Below are 22,562 nucleotides of genomic sequence, written 5' to 3' on the forward strand. Positions count from 1 at the left end.
CAGCGGGCCCACAGCCGCGTGGATGAGAAGGAGTAGCCGGACATGGATTTCGTGAGCTATCCGCCGGAGGTCAACTCCACTCGTATGTATACCGGCGCCGGGTCAGTACCATTGTTGGCCGCGGCCGAAGCGTGGGACGCGCTTGCCAACGAACTGCACTTAGCAGCCAATTCGTATCAAGCAGTGGTGTTGGAATTGACTTCGGGTCCCTGGTTGGGGCTGGCGTCCGCGTCGATGAGTGCTTCCGCTGCGTCGTTTGCGGCGTGGTTGCGAGCCACCGCCACTCAGGCAGAAGAAACTTGCGCTCAGGCGAAGTCCGCGGCCGCTGCATACCAGACCGCGTTTTCGGAGACGGTTCCGCCGTCGGTGGTGGCCGCTAATCGCAGTCAGCTGGCGTCATTGGTCGCGACCAATGTGCTCGGAATAAATGCCCAAGCGATCGCAGCGACTGAAGCACAGTACGGGGAGATGTGGGTTCAGGACCTCGCGGCAATGTATGACTACGCAGCCTCGTCAGCTTCATCGACGGTGCTGACACCTTTCAGCGCCCCCCCGCAAACCACTAAACCGGGCGGCCCGGTCGGCTACGACGCGGCCGGCGGGGCCACCGGCTTCGCGGACAGCATGGTTCAACAAGCGTTCTCCGCGGTACCCACGGGGCTGCAAAGCGCGGCTGCCGCCGACGTGGATTCGCTCAGCACACTGGCCGATCTGCTCACCATATTCTTAGCTGTGCCAGCGGTCTATTCCCTTCTCATCGCCGTACCTGCCAATGTGCTCGGGGTGGTTGGATTCCCGGTGACCATCATTGGCACCGGGACTGGCATCCATACCGACGAAATCATTAGCGGCTGGAACGGCGAGGAGCCGTTTCCGAGCAATGAGCCGGCGCCGGTGAAGCCGTTCCCGGCGCCGCTGCTTAACTTGCCGGCGGGCACGGTACCGCCGCGGACCGTCGAGGCCAGTGTGGGTGAGGCCGGCGTCGTGGGCGCTTTGTCCGTGCCGCCTACCTGGGCCGTTGCCACCCCGGCGGTGCGCCCCATTGCCTACACGCTGCCGGGAACCGCTGTCGGTGCCGCTGCCGTCGTCCCGGCAGCAACCGACTCCAGCAGCACGCTCAGTGAGATGGCACTGGCAGGGGCGGCCGGGCGGGTCATGGCCGATACCGTGGGCACCGGCGCGAGAAGAGCGGTGCAAGGCGCACGTGGGGCGGCGCGCGCCGGAACGAGCGCGGGCAAGGTTGCTGAGCCGACCACCGGTGGAAGCGACATAAAGCCACAAGAAATACCCCGCGCGGTGGTAACCGGCGTGGCGGCTGAGCTCCGCGAGTTCGCCAAGCTCCGCGACGAAGGGCTGTTGACTGACGCCGAATACACCGAGCAGAAGAACCGTCTGCTTGGCCGCTGAAACGCTCACCGCCGTCTAACGCACCCGTCGGGTCATCTGGAAAAGGTAAGCATGGCCACAGATTTCGGTATATATCCGCCGGAAATCAACTCCGTTCGCATGTATACCGGTCCAGGACCGGGGTCGATGCTGGCCGCTGCGCAGGCCTGGGACACTTTGGCCGACGTGCTGTATACGGCGGTCAGCGGATATCAGTCGGTGGTGTCCGAACTTGCCGAAGCGGCTTGGACAGGTCAGTCATCCGCCGCCATGAGTGCCGCCGCCGACCGCTATGTCCGATGGCTGAGCACCACCGCCGCACAAGCCGAGCAAACCGCCGCTCAAGCCCGTACGGCCGCCGCCGCTTACGAGGTGGCATTCGCATCGACGGTGCCCCCGCCAGAGGTCGCCGCCAACCGCACCCTACTCGCGGTGCTCGTGGCAACTAACTTTCTGGGTCAAAACACACCGGCGATCGCAGCCACCGAGGCACTCTACGCCGAGATGTGGGAGCAAGACGCTCTAGCGATGTACAACTACGCTGGTTCGTCGGCAGCCGCGGTCGTGCTGACGCCGTTTAGCTTCCCGCAGCCAAACACCGACCCGCGCGGGACGGCCAGCCAAGCTGCCGCAATCAGCCGGATCGCCAGCGGCGTCCCCGGCAATGTGCAGAGTTCCATATCGGTTGTGCCGCAGGCACTGTCTGCGCTGGCGGCACCGACCCAAGGCGAACAACTCAGCCCGCTGGCCAGCTTGATCGCGGTTCTTATCAATGCGCCAGCCGACCTAGCTACTTTGCTCGTTCTCACACCGGCAGATGCGCTGTCGGGATTTGCAGAGTTTCCACCCTCACTTTTCAACACTCTTTCGGGTGTCGTCGACGATGACACCATAAGCGGCCTCGATGGTGAAGAAGCCTGGCCAGGTACCGGACCAGCAGCTGTAGAGCCGTTTCGGGCGACGCTTCCACACATCCCCGTCGGCGCGTCTCCTACGCCGACGATGACAGCGGTCTTGGGTGAGGCAAACACTGTGGGTAGATTGTCGGTGCCGTGGAGCTGGACCGTCGCCGCACCCGAGATGCGTGGGGTCTCGTTTACCACGCCGCTTGCCGCCGCTCCCACTGAGGCGGCGGCGCCGTTGGAGTTGGAGGCGGCCATGGTCGGGCAGGCAATGTCCGGACTGCCATCCCCTGGCGCCCGTGAGAGCGCCATACCCCTGAACCACGCACGCCTATCCGGACACATGGAAGGCGCACCGACCAACGACTGCGTTGAAGCGTCGCCCGCGCCCCGAACGGTCATGACCGGCGTCGCGGCCGCGATCCGTGAGATCGCTCGGCAACGCGCGGAAGGATTGCTCACCGAGGCGGAGTACAACGAGCACAAGAAGCACCTTCTCGAAAGCTGATGAGCACCCGTGGCGGTGCCGCACCGTTCGGCGATGTACGGTGCGATTCCCTTTTTTGAATCGGCGCTTCCTAGCGGGTAGCTTGTATGGCTTGTCCATCGGCAGGGCTGAGGGAAGGTTTGATCTGCTCAGGCGGTCGGACCCCGCCCGCGACCTTTGCATGATTGGTGCCGGGTACTTTCAATGTTGACATCGAATCAGATCAGTTAAACAATGCGTCTTCGACAGTGCACGTTCAGCATCTCCACAAGCAGCTGGTCATGACCAACGACCAGCGGCCCCTCGCGCTGATCACTGCTGCGACCGTGCTGTCCGCCTTAAGCAGCGCCGCATGCGGACCGGGCGGGACCGATCAGAACTCGGCCTTGGTGAGCGATTTGAAAATCAAGATTCCCGAATCAGCTACTGATATCAACGCAGATACGAGTGCACTACAAAGCAACCTCCACTTTCTTCTGCCCAACGACCAATGGCGTCCTTATGCGGCAACGTATTACCCCGGTGAAACGCCTACACAAAGGCCCTTAGCAGAACTCACCGACAGTGCTCCCCCGCCATGCTTCCCCTCCCAGCGCAACGACGCAGCCTTAATCACTCGGACCATCAGCGACATCATCCAATTCCGCAACACCAATATGCACGCACGCCGCGTTATAACCATTATTCCTGACTGTCAGCCGGGTAGAACGTACGTGCAGTGGAGTCTCAGTCGACCCAGTTAAGAATCCGGGTCAACTGGTGTTGTGGTCTTGAACCGGTCGACGCCATCCGCCATGGCTGTGCCAAAACGTCGCCACAACCCGTCGACTGGGCGCAGGATCGCAACCAACCGCAGCATTAGATCAACGGGCGGCTACAGCCATCGCCGTACGCGTCTTCACAACTCATGCAGACCGCGTGCATATCGCTTCTGTCGGGACGGCAATTCCGTCGAGGTGAGCGCTCAGATCGCTCCCGAGACGGCTTTCTCCTGGCCGTGACCGCCGATGCATGGGGTTACGCGACGGCCACGGGCAGGGCGTGTTCGCTGTTACTACCCGGCGCGCCCAGCGCCACCGGTACCTCCTCACGCCTGGCGCCGTTGGTGCTGGCGGCGTCGACGACCATGGGCCGGTGCGCCGCCAACGTTTTGATGTTGTCCGAAGCGAACCCGTTAATGATGCCTATGACTTCTAGCGCGTACGGCGAGCCTGTGGCCAACACGATTAGTGCGCGTTGGATCCAGACCGCCGGGGAACCGAAGAGGCCGCCGGTGACGGCGACCAGTACCGCAGCGATCAAAAGGCCCGGCACCAGCGGTCGCGCGGTGCGGTCGGCGAGCTCTTGGTTGGCATCTTCGAGCGTCTGTTGGGCTTCCATGATGTGCGCAATGCGCGCCAGCGAGTTGTTCGCTGCCGTCGCGGTGACCTCTACCTGCAGCACTCCGTGGCCGTTGGTCGAACCCGCAAACACTTGGTCCCCGGGTCCGGCTACTACCGGCGCTGATTCGCCAGTGATTGCTGAACGATCTAGGACGGTGCGCCCAGCCCGAATGATGCCATCGGTGGCTAGGCGTTGCCCGGCTTTGACGATCATCTGATCACCGACGCGCAGGTCGGTCGCGGCGACTACGGTCTCGATGCCCTCCCGCAATATTGTGGCGTGACGGGGCGCCAACGAGAGCAGTGCGCGCAGACTGCGGTGGGTGCGCGTAGCGGAGTATTCTCCCAAGCCCTCGGTCATCGAGAACAAAAATGCCATTTTCGCGGCATCGCCGATCTGACCGAGTCCGACGGCGCCGAGTGCGGCGGTGGTCATCAGATCGCCGACGCCCATTCGACCCTGGCTCATTCGCTTGACTGAGGAGGGCACGAACGTCGAAGCTCCCACCGCCAGCGCAAGAACCTTCATTGCCAGTGCGACTGGCCTCAACGGAGGGATCCACGCGGCAACCACCGAAGCGGTCAGCAGCGACCCAGACCATGTGGCGCGTCGCACTTTTGCGACCTGCCAAAAACCCTCCGGCTCACGCTCCTGCTCGTCGTCGTCGTCGTAGTAACTGACGTCGCTGCCCGACACCGGAAGAGCCCGCTGCGCATCATCGCGGGAACCCGACAGCGTTCGCGCTGCCCAGTCGATGATGTGCTGCGCTACGCCCGGCTTGCTGGTATCCCCCGAGTCCAGGGCACGCGCGGTCACCGACGCAGCGATCTGCTCGCTGTCAGTGATTGATGACAGGATAGCCGCGGCGTTGCAGCGCGCCGGCGAATACCAGATGACGATTGATGCCGTGCGCGTATAGCCCTGTACGGCCCGCACACCGGTCAACTTGCCGACCGTATCCTCGATTCTGAGGGCCCATACCGAGTCGAATCGACAACCGTCGAAGCGCAAACGCATTCGGCCCGCTGCAGTCGATACAACGGTGACATTGACCCCCGAGTCAGGGGGTTTATTACTGGTAAGCATCATTAACCTCTCTAAAAGTAATATGGGCCGCCGCCGACGGTGAAGCTTCCTGTCGCCAGCGCAGATTTGTCGCCGGTGTGTTAGATGGGGAGTCGGTGACCAATAGACAAAATGCGATCAATTGATCCGCGATTCAATGCAGCGCCGCAACCGCGGCAATTAGAAGATTGGTCGGTGATCACCGGCCGCCGGCACAACACCCGACAACCTGACGCTGACCACTCAGCGACGCGACAAGCAAAACCGCATCAAAACATCTTGACCGGCACACACAGCAGCCGACCCGTGAGGACCCCGCCCTCCCAGCATCGCACCACTGGCCAACGAACCTGCCAGCGCAACCAAAGTCGTTGTCATACCGCCAGCCACCAGCACCGCGGTCGACCGCGGCAACACTATGGCCATCATGGGCTCGTGATGATCTGCTGAGGACCCGTCATCAAAATCCGGGTGATCTAAGTCGAGAACAGACTCAACCCTCGGCGGAATCATCAGCGCGTGCGGTGAATTGGAAGCACCCAGTTCCGAAATAAGCAAATTACTGTGCATGCCGTCGTGTGCGCCGATGACAACTAGCCCAAGCGCCATCCACGCAGCAGTCAGGAAGGTTACCAGGCAGCGAACCTGTGAACTCTCGCCGACGACAGGACTTTTCATGACACTCCGACGCTAGCACCATGAGGCACAATTCTCAGGCGCAGACGATGTAGCTATTCAACTCTTCACCACCCATTCAGCGCAAGCTAACCTGCAAACTCGCCGGCGCATTACCTACTCGCCGGGTTTGATGCACACCTTGTTTCGAGGGAAGGTTGTTCGCATCATGCCGAAGAAGTACGACGACGAGTTCAAGGCCCGGGCGGTGCGGTTGGTTACCGACCATGCCGAGGAGTACGACACCCGTACGGCCTGCATTACCGCGGCGGCCAAGGGGTTAGGGGTGTCCTACGAGTCGCTGCGCCGGTGGTTCAACCAGGCCGAGGTCGACACCGGAGTGCGCGACGGGTTGTCCTCCGATGCCGCACGTGAATTGCGTGAACTCAAGCGCAAGAACCGTGAGCTCGAGGAAACCATCGATATCCTCAAGGCGGCAACAAGTCTCTTCGTGCGGGAGAGCGACCCGCGACACCACTGACCTGTGCGTTCGTCGCCGAGCATCGGGCTCGGTTCGGGGTCGCTCCGATCTGCCGCGTGCTGTCTGAGCACGGCGTCACGATCGCCCCGAGAACCTTCTATGCCTGGCTGGCCCGCCCCCCCCGTTCGGCGCCGGCCCTGTGGGACCCCGTCATCACCGAGGTGCTGGCCGGCTACTACGAGCCCGACGAGCACGGACGCCGCAAGCCCGAATCGCTCTACGGCGCTACAAAGATGTGGGCTCACCTGCAGCATCAGGGCATCGCCGTGGCACGTTGCACCGTGGAGCGGTTGATGCGGGCCCAGCGTTGGCGGGGTGTCACCCGCCGCAAGAAGGTCCGCACTACCGTGGTTGATCCGGCTGCGGCGCGGGCAGCTGATCTGGTCAAGCGCCAGTTCCGGGTGCCCGCCCCCACCGCGCTGCTGGTCGCCGACTTCACCTAAGTCCGCCTGACTAGTGGGGTGTTCGTTTACACCGCGTTCGCTATTGACGCCTACGCCAGGCGGATCGTGGGCTGGACCTGCTCAACCAGCAAGGAAGACCGGTTCGTCCGACAAGCGATCCGTCATGCCGCGCAACTCCGTCTCTATGAAGGGAATCCGTTGTGGGGCGGCACTATTCACCACAGTGATGCCGGGTCACAATACACCTCCGTGCGGTTCGGGGAAACGCTGGCCCTGTCTGGGCTCATTGCCTCGATCGGCACAGTCGGGGATGCCTTCGACAACGCTCTGGCCGAGACGACCATAGGCCTCTACAAGACCGAAGCCGGAGCAATGATCAGAACCTAATAGCTTTGTAGGGCACTGGACGATTCCTGATCAGAACTCGGGGCTAGACCCCCTTCCACAGGCGGGAACGCCGGCTGCTCTGCGACCTTCCGAGTGAGCGGTCGGCCAGCGAGTGTCGACGGAACGCCTGACCGATACCGGGGTCGGCTAGACCTGCCGGGAGAACGGCGAGGTCGGCGTGTCGTGACCGGCTGCTCCTCGGAAGGGGTTGGGGTGGGGAACGTGGTTCGAGCCCGCCTGCACGATCGACACCTCATCGACGGGGAGCCGTTGAGCTCTGACAAAGACTGGGGGTCGTGCGGGTTGCTGGGGTCGCGAACGGCTCAATCGGAGGTCAGGCCATCAGAGCCTTGCTATTAGGGCGCCGCGCGTTCTCACAAAGGGTCACGCACCCAACACATTTCGACAACCAAGGAGGTAAATTTGTCCATGGTCACGTGTGGGATCGACTGGGCCCAGGATCATCATGACGTCGCGCTGGTGGATGCCGACGGTCGGCTGGTCGCCAGACGGCGCATCCCCGAGTCGGTCGCCGGATTCGCCGAACTGACCGCCATGCTGGCCGATGCCGACGACGACCCTGAGGATCCGATCCCGGTCGCGATCGAGACCCCGCGCGGGTTGCTGGTCGCCGTGTTGCGGGCCAGCGGTCGACCGATCTACCCGATCAACCCGATGTCGGTGGCCCGCTATCGGGAACGGACGTCGATGTCGGGCAAGAAGTCTGACCACGGCGATGCGGTCACGCTGGCCAACATCCTGCGTACCGACATCGACCAGCATCGTCGGTTACCCGCCGACACCGAACTGGCGCAATCGATCACCGTGCTGGCCCGTGCCCACCAGGACGCCACCTGGCGGCGTAACCGGGCCGGCAACGAACTGCGGTCGCTGCTGCGGGAATATTTCCCGGGTTTCCTGCACGCCTTCGCCGACCGTCCCGGCGGAATCACCGCACCCGAAGCTCGTGCGGTGCTCGCCATCGCTGCCACCCCGGCCAAGGCGGCGCGGCTGTCAAAGCCGCAGATCACCGCCGCCCTGCGCCGCGCCGGACGCCAACGCGGCCTGACCACGCTCGCGGCGACAATCCACCAGCAGCTGCGGCTGCCGCAGCTGCGACACCCCGCCCCGGTCGAAGACGCCTTCGGTATCCAAGCAGTCGCATTGCTGGCCACCCTCGACGCTGAGTGCGCCAACGTCGACCGGCTGGGCGAGGCCACCGCCGCCACCTTTGCCCAGCACGCCGACCACAGGATCATCACCTCATTTGTGGGGGTCGGCGACCTTACCGGTGCCCGCCTGCTCGCCGAAATCGGCGACGACCGAACACGATTCGCCGACGCCCGAGCATTGAAGGCGTTCGCCGGGTCGGCGCCCGTCACCAAAGCCTCTGGGCGCAGCATCCGCATCACTCACCGGCACGTGAAGAACAACCGACTTGCCGCCGTCGGATTCGTCTGGGCGTTCATCGCGGCCGGCTGCGAAGGACCCACCCGCGCTCACTACCTGACACGCCGCGACCACGGCGACCGCCACCCCGCAGCCCTGCGCCACCTCTACAACCGCATGCTCGGCCAGCTCTACCACTGCCTGCAAACCAGCCAAACCTACGACCCAATCAAGGCATACCGACCACCCCCGACGCACCCCACACGAGCCGCCGCTTGACTGTTAACAAGATCGGAGGTCTGTGGATGGTCCTCGGCGAGGTGACGTAAGCGGGCGCACCTTCCCGGGAATGATCTGAAAGTCCTATTAGGTCTGATCAAGAGCCGGCGTTGGCGCGCTGGTTCGGGAAGGTACGCCCGTGCTCACGGTAGTTCACGGTGAGGAATCATCCAACGACAACAGCGGCAGTGTTGGTGGGTCGTTGCTCGATGACATTGTTCGTGACGGTGCCCGGCAGATGCTCGCGGCCGCGTTGGCCGCCGAGGTGGCCGCCTACATCGACGCTCACGTCGGTGAGGTCGACGAGGCGGGTCACCGTCTGGTGGTGCGCAACGGCTACCACGACGAGCGCGATGTGCTCACCGCAGCCGGCGCGGTCGCTGTTCGGGCGCCGCGGGTCAACGACAAGCGTTTCGACGCCGATACCGGTGAACGGCAACGATTCTCCTCGGCGATCCTGCCGGCGTGGGCGCGCAAGTCGCCGCAGATGACCGAGGTACTGCCGTTGCTGTGTCTGCACGGGCTCTCGACCGGCGACTTCGGTGCGGCGTTAGAGCAGTTCCTCGGGTCGGGGGCGGGATTGTCGGCGGCCTCGATCACCCGGCTGACGGCGCAGTGGCAAGACGAGGCCAAGACCTTCCAGGCGCGAGATCTCTCCGGCACCGACTTCGTGTACCTATGGGTCGACGGCATCCACCTCAAGGTCCGCCTCGAGCAGGAGAAGCTGTGCTTGCTGGTGATGATCGGGGTCCGGGCGGATGGCCGCAAAGAGCTGGTCGCTCTCACCGATGGGTATCGGGAGTCGACCGAGTCGTGGGCCGATCTGCTGCGGGGCTGCAGGCGCCGCGGGATGACCGCGCCGGTGCTGGCCGTCGGCGACGGCGCCCTGGGTTTCTGGAAGGCGCTGCGCGAGGTGTTCCCGAGCGCCCGTGAACAGCGCTGCTGGTTCCACAGGCGGGCTAATGTGCTTGCCGCGCTACCCAAGTCGGCGCACCCCGGTGCGCTGGGTGCGCTGCGTGACATCTACGACGCCGAAGACATCGACAAGGCGCAGCTGGCGATCAAGGCGTTCGAGCTCGACTACGGCGCCAAGTACCCCAAGGCGGTCGCCAAGATCACCGACGACGCCGACCTGCTGCTGGAGTTCTACAAATATCCGGCCGAGCATTGGGTGCATCTGAGAACGACGAATCCAATCGAAAGCACGTTCGCCACAGTACGTTTGAGGACGAAGGTCACCAAAGGCCCCGGCTCACGAGCGGCCGGAATTGCTATGGCCTACAAGCTGATCGACGCCGCACAGGCGCGCTGGCGCGCCGTCAACGCATCCCACCTAGTCGCCCTCGTCCGGACCGGCGCCGTCTTCCACAAAGGCAAACTGCTTGAACGCCCCATCGACATCACACCCGCCGAGCCCAGGGAATCAACAGAAACGGAGGTCGCCTGAAACAACCTCATCCACAGGTCTTGAAAATATCTCCGCCGATCACCTCCGCACCGAACTAGTCGCCGACGCCCTGGACATGGCCCGCCTACGCCGCAAACCCGTTGGCACAGTGGTCCATTCGGACCGTGGGACTCAATACACCTCGTGGCTTTTCGGCCACCGGCTACGCGAGGCCGGCCTGCTGGGCTCCATGGGGCGAGTCGCTTCTGCGTTCGATAACGCGATGATCGAATCGTTCTTCGGCTCTATGCAGATCGAGCTCCTCGACCGCCGCACCTGGAACACCCGCGCCGAGCTCGCCACAGCAATCTTTGAATACATCGAAGCCTTCTACAACCCGGTGCGCCGCCACAGTGCCCTGGACTACCGCAGCCCCATCGACTACGAAAGACACCACACGACCACGAACACGGCCGCGTGAACACCCAACACCAACCGTCCGGGGAACCGGGAACAGGTCAGGTGATCGATTGTTCGGTGAAAAGGGGTGGTGGCTTTGTCGTGTTTTTTGGATACCTTGGCGCCTTTGCGGACTTTGGAGATCAGTTTCTGCTGTGGGTAGAAGTAGTTGGTCAGCCTGGAGTGCAACTGCCAGATCTCGTTGAGTAGCAACAGTTCTGCTGCGGTGTCGTAGCGGTGGTAGCCGACCACGGTGCGCACCACCGCCCAGTTCTTTTGCTCGACGTGACAGCCGTCGTTTTTGTTGCCCGGCCGCGCCCGGGTGAAGGTGATCTGGCGGCCTTGGCACCATCCCAGCAGGTGGTCGTTGATGAATTCTGATCCGTTGTCGGAGTCCACCCCCAGGATCGGGAACGGCATTTTGTGGGTGATGTCATTGAGCGCTGCCAGTACGCATTTGGCGGTCTTGTCGGGCACTGAGCGGTTCTCGGTCCAGCCTGTGGCGATGTCGGTGACGGTCAAGGTGAATGCATGGCCTCCGCCGCGGTTGCCGCCGTCGTGCCAGACCAGGTCGATTTCGACGAACCCGGGTCGAGCGTCGTCCCAGTCGGCCCAGGTGCGCACTGGGATCTGGCTTTTGAGCAGCGATCCCGGCTTGGTACCACAGCGTCCCCGCTGGTATTTGGCTCGCTGATCGGCCAGACGGCGATCGATGGTGGCCGCCGACATCGACACCAGCAGTTCGGCGGTGCCCTCGTCGAGGGTCAGCTCGCCGAAATGGCGCAGCACTGCCACCAGTTCACCGAGCATCGGCGCGAGCCGTTTGCCCGCCGGCATCCCCAGCACCCTCCAGCAGACCGTCAAAGCCGCGATGACCTCAGGCCCGTACTTCACCGGACGTGGACTGCGCGGGGCAACGATTTTGGGCCGCAGCGCGGCTTTAAGCGCCTTGCGCGCGTGGTTTCGGTGCCACCCCGTATTGGCCGTCAACTCGTCAAGAATCCGACTCTTAGCGCCCTTGCTCGCCAGCTGGTAGCGGGTCGCGGCCGCTTCGGTGATTGCTCTGCGCTGCGCCAACGTCAACCCCATCCACTGGGCCTACGCGCGCATTTTCCATGAGGCAACGAACCACCCATTCGCGCGCATTTCTGACGAGTCAACGCGCTGAGTAAGAGATTGCGGCAGGCCGCACGTATGGAGAGGACGACTTCCGGGCTGACCTCGCCGCGGCCGATGCAGACTACGCGGCCGGAAACACGATCAGCGGTGACGAGCTGAGGCCCCGGTACGGATTACCGCCCGTGCCGAGATCGTGGCAATAAAAACCCGTCCTTAGCAGGGACGGGTGGTATGGCGCCATTATGCAACACGCTGGCCCGGTAGGGCGGTGTGGGCTATTATCATGGTGTCTGCGGCAATAGCTGCAGAATGTGAGCCCGAGACCCGGCCGGACGACCGCGGCGCCCGGGCTTCGCGCATATTTGGGTGCGTTTAGACCGTCTGCACGGTAACTAGGGGTCAGATGTGAGATCACCAATGGCGTGGCTATCGCGCGCGGTCGGCTCACCGGACCCACCGAACAGGGCGCCATGGGGAGGAGCGGTGATGACCGAGGCAGCGGAACCGACGGCCGACGCGCCGATCGCCGGGCGTGCCGCCGCCTTACGCGTGGCGGCGGCGGTTGTGGTGGCCGCACCGGCGGTGAGTTTCCGTGTCACCGGCACCATCCTGTCGCCGGCGGTCGCCATGCTGGTGTTCGGTGTCGGGGTGCTGGCGTCGGTAGCGCTGCTGATGTGGGCGGCCGAGGCGGCCCGCGCCGACATTTCGGGCAGTCTCGCTTTGGCGCTGTTGTCACTGGTGGCGATCCTGCCCGAGTACGCGGTTGACATCTTCTTCGCCTACTCCGCGGGCGGCCGACCGGAGTACGCCGCCTATGCCACCGCGAACATGACTGGCGCGAATCGGCTGCTGATCGGGGTGGCGTGGCCCCTGCTGGTGTTTGTCGCGATCTGGGCGCTGCGTCGGCGCGGTCGCGGCGGCGATTCAGGGGAACCGGCGGGCTGGCTGAGGGGCGGCGTTGTGCTGGCCGCCCACCGCCGAATTGAGTTGTGGTTTTTGGCTGCGGCCACCATCTATGCGTTGCTTATTCCGCTGACCGGGCGGCTGGCGTGGTACGACTCGGTGGTTCTCGGTGCTCTGTTCGGCGCCTACCTGTGGCGGATCCGGGGCAGCGCGGAGTCCGAGGAAGAATTGACCGGTGTCGCGGCTACCGTGGCCGCCCAGCCGCGCTTGCGTCGGCGGATTCTGGTCGGGGCGCTGTTCGCCGCTGCAGCGGTGATCATCCTCTCGGCTGCCGAACCGTTCGGCGACTCGCTGGTCGATGCCGGCGGTGAGCTGGGGATCGACCGGTTCCTGCTCGTGCAGTGGCTGGCCCCGATTGCCTCGGAGTCCCCGGAGGTCCTGGTCGCTATCACATTCGCGTTGCGGGCACGCGCCGACGACGGAATGGGTGCCCTGCTAGCCGCCAAGCTCAACCAGTGGACTCTGCTGATCGCGTGCTTGCCCATCGCGTTCTACCTGGGCGGTGGTGAAGCGGCCGGGTTGGCGCTGGACTCGCGCCAAACCGAGGAGTTCGTCCTGACCACCGCCCAGACGGTGCTCGGCGTCGCCATTTTGGCGAACCTGCGCCTCACCGGCGCCAAGGCGCTGCTGCTGCTGGGGCTGTTCGCCGCGCAGTTCGCCCTGCCCGACGAGTCGGCCCGCTACGTCATCTCCGGCGTGTACGTTGTGGTCGCCGTGGTGTATCTGATCGCGCAGCGGCGCGATGTCTTACCGCTACTGGCCGCAGTCCGACGACCGAAAGCCGACGAGGTCACGAGAACGGCATGACCGGGCAGCCCCGCCCACGGTGTTACGGCTCTGGCGCCGGTGTCGCGCCGACCGCTGACGTCACCGGGCCAGCGGCGGTCGGCTGTGTAGCCGCCTCCCGCAACCTGGCAAAACAGTGCAACTGCTGCTGTCGTGGGCTCAGTCCAGTTGGCTGGTGACGCCGCGAAATAGCGGTAGGCGGTTGCGCGCTCTATTCTGTGATCTTCAGCGGTAATCGGCGCTTCAGCGCTAATTGGCGTCAGATCTCGCGGTGAGACACTTCGTTGATGACGAGGGTCGGTCTTTGGGGAAGCAGCGGCGGTCATAACGGGCGGTCATAACGATTGTGCGGGTACGCGATGTGGCTGGAGATATTTTCAAGACCTGTGGATGAGGTTGTTTCAGGCGACCTCCGGTTCTGTTGATTCCCCGGGCTCGGCGGGTGTGATGTCGATGGGGCGTTCAAGCAGTTTGCCTTTGTGGAAGACGGCGCCGGTCCGGACGAGGGCGACTAGGTGGGGTGCGTTGACGGCGCGCCAGCGCGCCTGTGCGGCGTCGATCAGCTTGTAGGCCATAGCAATTCCGGCCGCTCGTGAGCCGGGGCCTTTGGTGACCTTCGTCCTCAAACGTACTGTGGCGAACGTGCTTTCGATTGGATTCGTCGTTCTCAGCGCGTTGACTCGTCAGAAATGCGCGCGAATGGGTGGTTCGTTGCCTCATGGAAAATGCGCGCGTAGGCCCAGTGGATGGGGTTGACGTTGGCGCAGCGCAGAGCAATCACCGAAGCGGCCGCGACCCGCTACCAGCTGGCGAGCAAGGGCGCTAAGAGTCGGATTCTTGACGAGTTGACGGCCAATACGGGGTGGCACCGAAACCACGCGCGCAAGGCGCTTAAAGCCGCGCTGCGGCCCAAAATCGTTGCCCCGCGCAGTCCACGTCCGGTGAAGTACGGGCCTGAGGTCATCGCGGCTTTGACGGTCTGCTGGAGGGTGCTGGGGATGCCGGCGGGCAAACGGCTCGCGCCGATGCTCGGTGAACTGGTGGCAGTGCTGCGCCATTTCGGCGAGCTGACCCTCGACGAGGGCACCGCCGAACTGCTGGTGTCGATGTCGGCGGCCACCATCGATCGCCGTCTGGCCGATCAGCGAGCCAAATACCAGCGGGGACGCTGTGGTACCAAGCCGGGATCGCTGCTCAAAAGCCAGATCCCAGTGCGCACCTGGGCCGACTGGGACGACGCTCGACCCGGGTTCGTCGAAATCGACCTGGTCTGGCACGACGGCGGCAACCGCGGCGGAGGCCATGCATTCACCTTGACCGTCACCGACATCGCCACAGGCTGGACCGAGAACCGCTCAGTGCCCGACAAGACCGCCAAATGCGTACTGGCAGCGCTCAATGACATCACCCACAAAATGCCGTTCCCGATCCTGGGGGTGGACTCCGACAACGGATCAGAATTCATCAACGACCACCTGCTGGGATGGTGCCAAGGCCGCCAGATCACCTTCACCCGGGCGCGGCCGGGCAACAAAAACGACGGCTGTCACGTCGAGCAAAAGAACTGGGCGGTGGTGCGCACCGTGGTCGGCTACCACCGCTACGACACCGCAGCAGAACTGTTGCTACTCAACGAGATCTGGCAGTTGCACTCCAGGCTGACCAACTACTTCTACCCACAGCAGAAACTGATCTCCAAAGTCCGCAAAGGCGCCAATGACCTGTTCCCGATTTCCCGGACACCGAGGTTGAGGCGATGATCGTCTCAAGGGAAGGAGTCCGAGAGAAGATGCCTGCTGCTCATCCGGAGGAGTTTCGCCGTCGTGCGGTGGAGTTGGCCCGGCTGCGAGAGAAACCGATCGCCAAGATCGCCAAGGACCTGGCGATCAGCGAGTCCTGTTTGCGTCGATGGATGGATCTGGCCGACGTTGAGGAGGGCCACAAAGAGGGCCTGACCCGCGACGAGCGGGCTGAGCTGGTCCGGCTGCGCCGAGAAAAGCGGGTGCTGGAGATGGAAGTCGAGATCCTCAAACGGGCCAGCGCCTACTTCGCCCGGGAGAACATCCTCCCAAAATAGGGTTCCGGCTGGTCCACGAGCTGGCTGCGCAGGGCTTCCCTGTCGCGCTGACCGGCCGGATCCTGCAGGTGTCGACGTCAGGCTTCCATGAATGGCGCACCCGGGCGGCCTGCGATCGCGACCGCCACGACGCCGAGCTGGCCAACACCATCACCGCAATTCACACCGCGTCGCGCCACACCTACGGGGTACGCCGTATCTAGGCTGAGCTGCGTCACGGCCACGGGATCCAGGTCGGCCATAAGCGGGTGTGGCGGTGCATGAAACTCGTTAGCGTGCAAGGCGTTCATCGCCGCCGCTGGAGGCGGGAACCGCCGGCGGCCGCATCGTGGCCGGATCTGGTTCAGCGGCAGTTCCGCGCCGAAGGTCCCGACCGGTTGTGGGTCACCGACATCGAGCGCCGTGAGGCGCTGTTCAACCGAACGGAGGTGAGAGACCACCGTCGCCGAGCCATCGCAGTGGCCCGGTAGAAGCTGGGGGCAGCCTGATCTAAAGAGACTTTGGTGAGGGTGGGAAGCAGCCCCGACAACGCCGGGACGGCCTGGTACTGCCAGACGGGTCGGGTCCGGCTAGCGAGACGGGAAGGTGTACGCGAGGAACCAGCGGCTGAACGCCTCTTAAGAGAAGACCACCAGCTCCAACCTGGCGGATGCGGGCTGGGCAGCGACGCGCACCCGCCCTGAGGGCGGGGAACTCGTGGGCCGGTTGATGTCGCCGGTTCGGGAGGTCACGGTGAAGGACTGCGGCGTAGCCGTGACGAGGTCGCAGGGGCATAGCTGGACACCTCACCCGTCAAACGGTTGACAGTGAACACGGGAACCACCGCGCCGGTCCCCGGTCAGATCCGGCAGCCAGCCGGGCTGGAGGGGTAGGCAGTCGTCGGCTGATGCCGGTGTGGTGGGGCGGAGGAGCCGTAGTAGTCCGAGGCCGGGAAAGCCGGTCGCATGGCAAAGGGCTCCAGCGGGTTCGCGGCGAGTACGCAGACTGTGGAGGTCACTTGTGAATACGAGTGCTTTGTGGCCCGACCCGGACACGGCCGAGCTGCGGGTACGCAGGATGCAACGCAAACTGCACCATTGGGCGGTTGATGAAAGCGACCGCTGTTTCGATGATTTGTACAACCTCGTTTATGACCCCGCATTCCTCACCCTCGCGTGGGAGCGGGTGCGGACGAACAAGGGTGCGCGCTCAGCCGGTGCCGATGGGACCGCACCGCGGTCTGTCGGTGCGGCAGAGGCGGTCGGACTGCTTCAGCGGCTCCGCGAGGAACTCAAGGAGCGGATATTCCGGCCGGATCCGGTGCGGGAGGTGATGATCCCGAAGGCGAACGGCAAGCTCCGCCGCCTGGGTATCGCGACCGTCGCCGACCGGGTCGTGCAAGCTTCGCTGAAGCTGGTGCTGGAGCCCATTTTCGAGGCGGACTTTCATCCGTGCGCATATGGGTTCCGGCCGGGCAGGCGAGCCCAGGACGCCATCGCTGAGATCCATCACCTCGCCAGCGGCTCACGGGCCTATCACTGGGTTTTCGAGGGAGACATCACGGCGTGCTTCGATGAAATCTCGCATTCGGCCCTTATGGGCCGGGTGCGGCGACGTGTCGGGGACAAACGCGTTCTGGCCCTGGTGAAGTCGTTCCTCAAAGCCGGGATTCTCTCGAAAGATCTCGGCTACCGGGACACCATCACCGGCACTCCGCAAGGCGGAATCCTCTCACCACTGCTCAGCAATGTCGCCCTGTCCGTTCTCGACGAGCACTTCGCCGCGAAGTGGAAGGCGCTCGGCCCGGAATGGACACGTGCCAAGCATCGACGCGCCGGAGTTCCGACCATGAAAATCGTCCGCTACGCAGACGATTTCTGTGTCATGGTCCACGGCACTCGCGCTGATGCCGAAGCGCTTTGGGACGAGATCGCAGCAGTGCTCGCGCCGATGGGCCTGCGCCTGTCGGTCGAGAAGAGCAGGATCTGCCACGTCGACGAGGGGTTCGAGTTCCTCGGCTTCCGCATCCAACGGCAGATCAAAAGGGGCACGACCAAGCACTACGTCTACACCTGGCCGTCGAAGAAGGCACTTATGTCCATCACCGACAAAGTCAGGAATCTGACGCGGCGACACAAACATCGAACGCTCGCTGATCTGCTGCGCCAACTCAACCCCGTCCTGCGGGGATGGTGCAATTACTTCCAGCACGGGGTGTCCAAACGCACCTTCGACTACCTCGACCACTTCACATGGTGGCGGGTGGTGACTTGGATGCGCAAACGGCACCACGGGCTGGCGTGGGGCGTCTTCCATCGACGGTTCCTGCCCAATTGGCAAATCCGCGAAGGCAAGACGGCGATGTTTCGGCCGCAGAAGGTAGAGGTCACCCGATACCGCTACCGGGGCACGAAAATCATCACCCCTTGGACAGCGAGGCCGACGGACATCACTGCACCAGTGGCCTGAATCCGTGGAGAGCCCGTTGCGGAGAAATTCGCTCGGCGGGTTCGGAGGGCGGGCCGGGGAAACGGATCGGTAGAAATGCCGACACCGCGCCCCGGTCCGACCCCTACACTCAGCACCGCACCTGCGAAGGCTGAATCTACGCCGCGGTCGTGCTCGACGTGTACTCCCGCCGGGTAGTGGGCTGGTCGATCGCCGATCACCTCCGCACCGAACTGGTCGCCGACGCCCTGGACATGGCCCGCCTACGCCGCAAACCCGTTGGCACAGTGGTCCATTCGGACCGTGGGACTCAATACACCTCGTGGCTTTTCGGCCACCGGCTACGCGAGGCCGGCCTGCTGGGCTCCATGGGGCGAGTCGCTTCTGCGTTCGATAACGCGATGATCGAATCGTTCTTCGGCTCTATGCAGATCGAGCTCCTCGACCGCCGCACCTGGAACACCCGCGCCGAGCTCGCCACAGCAATCTTTGAATACATCGAAGCCTTCTACAACCCGGTGCGCCGCCACAGTGCCCTGGACTACCGCAGCCCCATCGACTACGAAAGACACCACACGACCACGAACACGGCCGCGTGAACACCCAACACCAACCGTCCGGGGAACCGGGAACAGGTCATACATCAATTTGGCCATTGACACCGTGGCGGCCACCATGCGCACCCAGGACCTCCCCTTGCAGGCGTTCAATCAGGCAGTGTGGCACTCGAATTCCGACCTATCCGAGTTGGTCCATCATTCCGACCGCTAATCGCAATGCCTCTCCCTGGCCTATACCGACCGCCTCGCCGAACTCAGGATCGCGCCCTCGGTCGGCTCGCGTGGCGACAGTTATGACAACGCCCTTGCCGAGGCCGTCAACGCCGCCTACAAGACCGAGTTGGTCAACCGCGGCAAACCCTGGCGATGCGTCGACGACGTCGAACTATCGACCGCTGGATGGGTGGCCTGGTACAACCAGGAACGCCTGCACGAAGCCCTCGGCTACCAGGCCCCAGCCGAGTACGAGGCCGCCCTGACCGGCACCTCACACCCCGCGAGCCAGCCAACCCCGGCCCTCGCAACCGACTAGGAACAAAACTTGGGGTAGTTCACGGCCGAGTTCGGCGTCTCCCGGCCCAATATCTACCGGCTGTCGGCTCCGGTTGAATTCTGAGCAGCCTGCTCCGGTTGAAAAGTGAGCAGGTTTACGGGGTTGAGTCTGCCTGACGATCGGCTTCCACGGAGGGTAGGGATTCGATCGCGGTGTGTTTGATGCGGTAGCTGGCGCCTTTGAGGGCGATGACGTCGGCGTGGTGCACGATCCGATCGATCATGGCTGAGGCGATGGTGGCTTCGCCGAAGACCTGTCCCCATCGGGAGAACGGCAGGTTGGAGGTCAGGATGATCGACGATTTCTCGTATCGGGTGGAGACCAGTTGGAAGAACAGGTTGGCCGCTTCGGTGTCGAAGGGGATGTAGCCGACCTCGTCGATGACGATGAGCCCGTAGCGGGAGATTTTGCGCAACTCGGCGTCGAGGCGGTTGGTGCGGTGCGCTTCGGCCAGGCGGGTGATCCAGCCGGTGGCCGGGGCGAACGCAACCCGGTGCCCGGTGTGGGCGGCCGCGATTGCCAGGGCCGTGGCCAGATGCGTTTTACCGGTGCCCGGCGGGCCGAGCAGCACGATGTTGCGGGCTTCGGCCAGCCAGCCGCCGGCTTCCAGGCGGGCGATCTGGGCGCGGTCGATGCCGGGTTGGGCGGTGAAGTCGAAGTCGGTGATCGTCTTGATCGCTGGGAATCCGGCATACCGGATGCGTTGACGGGCACCGGATTCAGCACGGGCATTGGACTCCACTGCCAAGACGGCGCCGAGGTAGTCCTCCAGCGACCAGTTCGCTTCACGGCCTTGTTCAGCTAGCCGGTGGTAGTGCGCGGCGATCCGCGGCGCCTTGAGCAGACGAGCTTGGTGGGCGATCAGCTTGTCGGCCTCACCCGGCGCCGAGGGGCTGCGTTTCGTGGTGGCCATCAGGCGACCTCCCCGGTCCCGAAGTGTGCGTCATAAGCACTCAGGTCGGCGATCTCGACATCTACCTGCAGGTGAGCTCCCTTGGCTGGCCGGGTCCGGAACTGCTCGCGCAGCACCGCCGCAGCCGCCAGATGCTGCGGATCGGTGACCAATCCGGCTGTGCCCCAGAGCCGTTCATGATCAGCGACCAGCCGGTCACCACAGCGGACGGTGATCCGATCCAGGCCGGCGGCCACCGTGATCATCCGCCCGATCACCTCCGGGTTCACCGAGTAGGCGTTGCCGCCGACGCCGACGTAGTAGTCGCGACCCAACCGCGTCGTGATCGTCGTCCCGACCGCCGGAGCCACCGGCGGAAGTATGGCCATCGCCGCCCGGTCCGCCGCCAAGGCCTCGGCAGGGACCAGCCGGGTGCTGGCGTGCACGCGGCGGTTGGCGATCGAGATCAACCAGTCCCACAATTGGGCGTTGAAATCGGCTGCGCAGGTGAACATCCTGCCCGGCAGAAACGACGTCTCAAGGTAACCGTTGACCCGCTCGACCAGACCCTTGGTCTCCGGATCATAGGGCCGGGCCTGAATCAAGCGGGTGCCCAGCACACCACAGAACCCGGCCACCCCCTCAGCCAAACGGCCGCGCCGACCGATACCGGCCTCGTTGTCCCACAACAGAGTCCGTGGCACACCACCGATGTTCCCGGCGATCAACTGCCACATCCCGGCCAACAGATCCCCGGTCACCCGTGACGGGATCATCATCGCGGCGATGAACCGCGAGTACGCAGCGACCATCACCAGCACCGGAAACGACCGCAATACCCCAGCGTGATCGGGAACCAGCTGGCCAGGAAACCACAGATCGCACTGCACCTGCTCACCGGGCAGATGCACCAGCCGATCGCACGGATCGACCGGGGTGTACTCCGGGCGGATCCGCGCAACGTTCTCGGCGAACCACGAGTGCCCGCCAGTCCAACCCACCCGCTGCGCGATCACCGTCGTCGGCATCGTCGGAAACTGCCCCAACAGCACCCGCACCGCCATCTCGACCTGGGCCCACCCCGACATCACCGCCGGCTTGCGTTCATAGCGCGGTGGCGCCTCCGAGCGCAGCGCCTTGGCCACGGTGTTCCGCGACAGACCCAGCCGCCGCGCGATCGCAGCCTGCGACAGCTTCTCCGACCGATACAGCCGGCGAATCTCCGCCCAATCCTCCACAGTGATCACTCTCCAATCAGAAGGGTGCTCACTTTTCGACCGGAACTACCTGCTCACTTTTCGACCGGAGCCGACACCGGCACCTGGGGAAAACCCTCAACACCAATTCGGCCGCATCGTGACCGACGCCGAAGAGCTGCTCAGCGCGCGAGCCCAAGGGGCCATTGAGTTAACCAGGGTGCAGCGAGAACAGGCGATCGCCCGCTACGCGGTGCTGCGCCCACATCTGGAGAACGGAACCGCGTGGGCCGACGCCGCCCGACAGGCCGGGGTGGCTGGTGAGCTACCGCGAGTCGGGGTTGGCCGGCCTGGCCCGCCCGGGCACGCTCCGATCGTGGCCGACACCCGTTGCCCGATCAACTGGTGACGCTGATCGAGGGGCTGGCATTACGACGACCTCCGCTCAGCGCAGCCAACATTCACCGCCAGGTGACGAAATTGCACCACAACGTGATTGGCCGGTGCCGTCTTACATCACGGTGTACGCGATCGTCGCCCGGCATCGGCAGCAGCGCACCGGTCAGCGCTGCTGCCGATGCCTATTTTGCGGCCCTGCTTTTCAGCAGTGCACGGCGGTCCTGGTGAAAGTAGGTGTAGGCGGTTGTCAAGGCGCACAGGGCAGTTGCCATCACCAGCATCCAGGTTCCATTCACCACGATGCTGATCAGGCCGCCGACTGCGGCGCCCGCGACGAAGCTGGCCAGCAGCATGAAGTAACCCAGCCAGTCGGACGCCCTGCCGCCGCCGGCGAGGTGTCGTTCGATGCCCTGGCCCATTTTGACCATGGTGCCGGTGACATAGCTCAGCGGGACCGACACCTCACCGTTCTTGACGAACGACGTGTTGAGCGTCCCGGTACCGAAGGCCAGCAACATGGTTGGCGCGAACTCTATGAGGTTCTGCTGCCACCCTTTGTCCAGGACGTCCACCAGGGTGGCCGCGGCCAGGCTGAGTGTGGTCAGCACGGTCGGGCCGTGTGGATGGTCGACCCAGAAGTGTCGCCTGCACAGCGAGGCGACCACCACGCCGACCACGAACGCCACCATGAGCAGCCCGGCGCTCGCCGCCAGCCATGGTTGGCCGGTGAAATACCCAAGTGCGGCGCGCTGGGCGTTGCCGGTCATGAACACCACGAAGTAGCCCGCGGAGTGGGTGAAGGAGATGGCACCGACGACACCGGCCAGTACCGCCAGTACCCACGACAACCGCGCTTCGCTGTTGAATGTCTCGCTCGCCACGCATACATGGTTCCAGACGCCCGCG

The 22,562-nt window shown here is 64.0% G+C and carries 20 protein-coding genes and 3 pseudogenes; 16 read left to right on the forward strand and 7 right to left on the reverse strand.

Features of this window, described 5'->3' with window-relative positions:
• The first annotated feature begins 42 nt into the window (after nt 1–42).
• The 3 genes from I2456_RS17375 (at nt 43) to I2456_RS17385 (ending at nt 3,518) form a co-directional block, all read left to right on the forward strand.
• The gene (locus I2456_RS17375) at nt 43–1,407 is read left to right on the forward strand and encodes a PPE family protein, SVP subgroup (protein WP_085072635.1); all 1,365 of its coding nucleotides are present in this window, start codon (nt 43–45) and stop codon (nt 1,405–1,407) included.
• Between the two features lie 51 nt (nt 1,408–1,458).
• Nucleotides 1,459–2,796, forward strand: coding sequence for a PPE family protein, SVP subgroup (locus I2456_RS17380; protein ID WP_085072634.1), 1,338 nt, complete (start codon nt 1,459–1,461; stop codon nt 2,794–2,796).
• A gap of 260 nt (nt 2,797–3,056) precedes the next feature.
• Nucleotides 3,057–3,518 carry a hypothetical protein gene (locus I2456_RS17385; protein WP_139822975.1) on the forward strand — a complete coding sequence of 154 codons (462 nt, stop codon included), beginning with the start codon at nt 3,057–3,059 and terminating at the stop codon, nt 3,516–3,518.
• 274 nt (nt 3,519–3,792) lie between these two features.
• Here the strand turns inward: I2456_RS17385 and I2456_RS17390 are convergent, their stop codons facing one another.
• Nucleotides 3,793–5,094: a P-type ATPase actuator domain-containing protein gene (locus I2456_RS17390; RefSeq protein WP_308203649.1), complete on the reverse strand. Its 1,302-nt coding sequence runs from the start codon at nt 5,092–5,094 to the stop codon at nt 3,793–3,795.
• 372 nt (nt 5,095–5,466) lie between these two features.
• The gene (gene lpqS, locus I2456_RS17395) at nt 5,467–5,901 is read right to left on the reverse strand and encodes a putative copper homeostasis (lipo)protein LpqS (RefSeq protein WP_139822974.1); all 435 of its coding nucleotides are present in this window, start codon (nt 5,899–5,901) and stop codon (nt 5,467–5,469) included.
• Nucleotides 5,902–6,067: 166 nt separating this feature from the next.
• Here lpqS and I2456_RS28600 point away from each other — a divergent pair.
• The 4 genes and pseudogenes from I2456_RS28600 to I2456_RS17425 form a co-directional block, all read left to right on the forward strand.
• Nucleotides 6,068–7,146 (forward strand): annotated as a pseudogene (locus I2456_RS28600) (IS3 family transposase); the annotation flags it as partial.
• Nucleotides 7,147–7,599: 453 nt separating this feature from the next.
• On the forward strand, nt 7,600–8,838 hold the full coding sequence (locus I2456_RS17415; protein ID WP_007172236.1) for an IS110 family RNA-guided transposase: 1,239 nt from the start codon (nt 7,600–7,602) through the stop codon (nt 8,836–8,838).
• 139 nt (nt 8,839–8,977) lie between these two features.
• Nucleotides 8,978–10,285, forward strand: a complete 1,308-nt coding sequence (locus I2456_RS17420) for an IS256 family transposase (protein ID WP_085073775.1) — start codon at nt 8,978–8,980, stop codon at nt 10,283–10,285.
• A 76-nt stretch (nt 10,286–10,361) separates the two neighbouring features.
• A complete protein-coding gene (locus I2456_RS17425) occupies nt 10,362–10,706 on the forward strand; it encodes an IS3 family transposase (RefSeq protein ID WP_085073776.1) in 345 nt (114 codons plus the stop codon).
• Here I2456_RS17425 and I2456_RS17430 read toward each other — a convergent pair.
• A complete protein-coding gene (locus tag I2456_RS17430; protein WP_241007747.1) occupies nt 10,667–11,773 on the reverse strand; it encodes an integrase catalytic domain-containing protein in 1,107 nt (368 codons plus the stop codon). The two genes, I2456_RS17425 and I2456_RS17430, sit on opposite strands and share 40 nt — an antisense overlap.
• Before the next feature lie 516 nt (nt 11,774–12,289).
• Here I2456_RS17430 and I2456_RS17435 point away from each other — a divergent pair.
• The gene (locus I2456_RS17435; protein WP_085073949.1) at nt 12,290–13,573 is read left to right on the forward strand and encodes a sodium:proton exchanger; all 1,284 of its coding nucleotides are present in this window, start codon (nt 12,290–12,292) and stop codon (nt 13,571–13,573) included.
• A gap of 380 nt (nt 13,574–13,953) precedes the next feature.
• On the opposite strand, the pseudogene I2456_RS17440 reads toward I2456_RS17435, so the two are convergent.
• Nucleotides 13,954–14,223, reverse strand: a pseudogene (locus I2456_RS17440) (IS256 family transposase); the annotation flags it as partial.
• Between the two features lie 75 nt (nt 14,224–14,298).
• On the opposite strand from I2456_RS17440, the pseudogene I2456_RS17445 reads away from it, so the two are divergent.
• From I2456_RS17445 to I2456_RS17470, 7 genes and pseudogenes are all read left to right on the forward strand, one after another.
• Nucleotides 14,299–15,267, forward strand: a pseudogene (locus tag I2456_RS17445) (integrase catalytic domain-containing protein); the annotation flags it as partial.
• A gap of 74 nt (nt 15,268–15,341) precedes the next feature.
• Nucleotides 15,342–15,629, forward strand: coding sequence for a transposase (locus I2456_RS17450; RefSeq protein WP_163703929.1), 288 nt, complete (start codon nt 15,342–15,344; stop codon nt 15,627–15,629).
• Nucleotides 15,630–15,697: 68 nt separating this feature from the next.
• Entirely contained in the window at nt 15,698–15,832 is a 135-nt protein-coding gene (locus tag I2456_RS28925) for a transposase (protein ID WP_163703928.1), read from the forward strand.
• A 57-nt stretch (nt 15,833–15,889) separates the two neighbouring features.
• On the forward strand, nt 15,890–16,099 hold the full coding sequence (locus I2456_RS17455) for a hypothetical protein (protein WP_163703941.1): 210 nt from the start codon (nt 15,890–15,892) through the stop codon (nt 16,097–16,099).
• Nucleotides 16,100–16,628: 529 nt separating this feature from the next.
• Nucleotides 16,629–18,077, forward strand: coding sequence for a group II intron reverse transcriptase/maturase (gene ltrA, locus I2456_RS17460; protein WP_007168383.1), 1,449 nt, complete (start codon nt 16,629–16,631; stop codon nt 18,075–18,077).
• Nucleotides 18,078–18,226: 149 nt separating this feature from the next.
• Entirely contained in the window at nt 18,227–18,655 is a 429-nt protein-coding gene (locus I2456_RS17465; RefSeq protein ID WP_163703926.1) for an IS3 family transposase, read from the forward strand.
• Between the two features lie 220 nt (nt 18,656–18,875).
• Nucleotides 18,876–19,148: an integrase core domain-containing protein gene (locus I2456_RS17470; protein ID WP_372516561.1), complete on the forward strand. Its 273-nt coding sequence runs from the start codon at nt 18,876–18,878 to the stop codon at nt 19,146–19,148.
• Nucleotides 19,149–19,263: 115 nt separating this feature from the next.
• Here the strand turns inward: I2456_RS17470 and istB are convergent, their stop codons facing one another.
• Nucleotides 19,264–20,082 (reverse strand): IS21-like element ISMyma9 family helper ATPase IstB, encoded by an 819-nt coding sequence (gene istB, locus I2456_RS17475; RefSeq protein ID WP_085073773.1) that lies wholly within the window; start codon nt 20,080–20,082, stop codon nt 19,264–19,266.
• Nucleotides 20,082–21,299 carry an IS21 family transposase gene (istA, locus tag I2456_RS17480; RefSeq protein ID WP_085073774.1) on the reverse strand — a complete coding sequence of 406 codons (1,218 nt, stop codon included), beginning with the start codon at nt 21,297–21,299 and terminating at the stop codon, nt 20,082–20,084. Before istA ends, istB begins: the two co-directional genes overlap by 1 nt.
• A gap of 118 nt (nt 21,300–21,417) precedes the next feature.
• Here istA and I2456_RS17485 point away from each other — a divergent pair, with 118 nt between their 5' ends.
• The gene (locus I2456_RS17485; protein ID WP_139823335.1) at nt 21,418–21,666 is read left to right on the forward strand and encodes a hypothetical protein; all 249 of its coding nucleotides are present in this window, start codon (nt 21,418–21,420) and stop codon (nt 21,664–21,666) included.
• A gap of 172 nt (nt 21,667–21,838) precedes the next feature.
• Here I2456_RS17485 and I2456_RS17490 read toward each other — a convergent pair whose 3' ends face one another.
• Nucleotides 21,839–22,537: a YoaK family protein gene (locus tag I2456_RS17490; RefSeq protein ID WP_085075656.1), complete on the reverse strand. Its 699-nt coding sequence runs from the start codon at nt 22,535–22,537 to the stop codon at nt 21,839–21,841.
• Between the last annotated feature and the right edge of the window lie 25 nt (nt 22,538–22,562).

It is taken from the genome of Mycobacterium kubicae, assembly GCF_015689175.1.
GTDB lineage: Bacteria > Actinomycetota > Actinomycetes > Mycobacteriales > Mycobacteriaceae > Mycobacterium > Mycobacterium kubicae.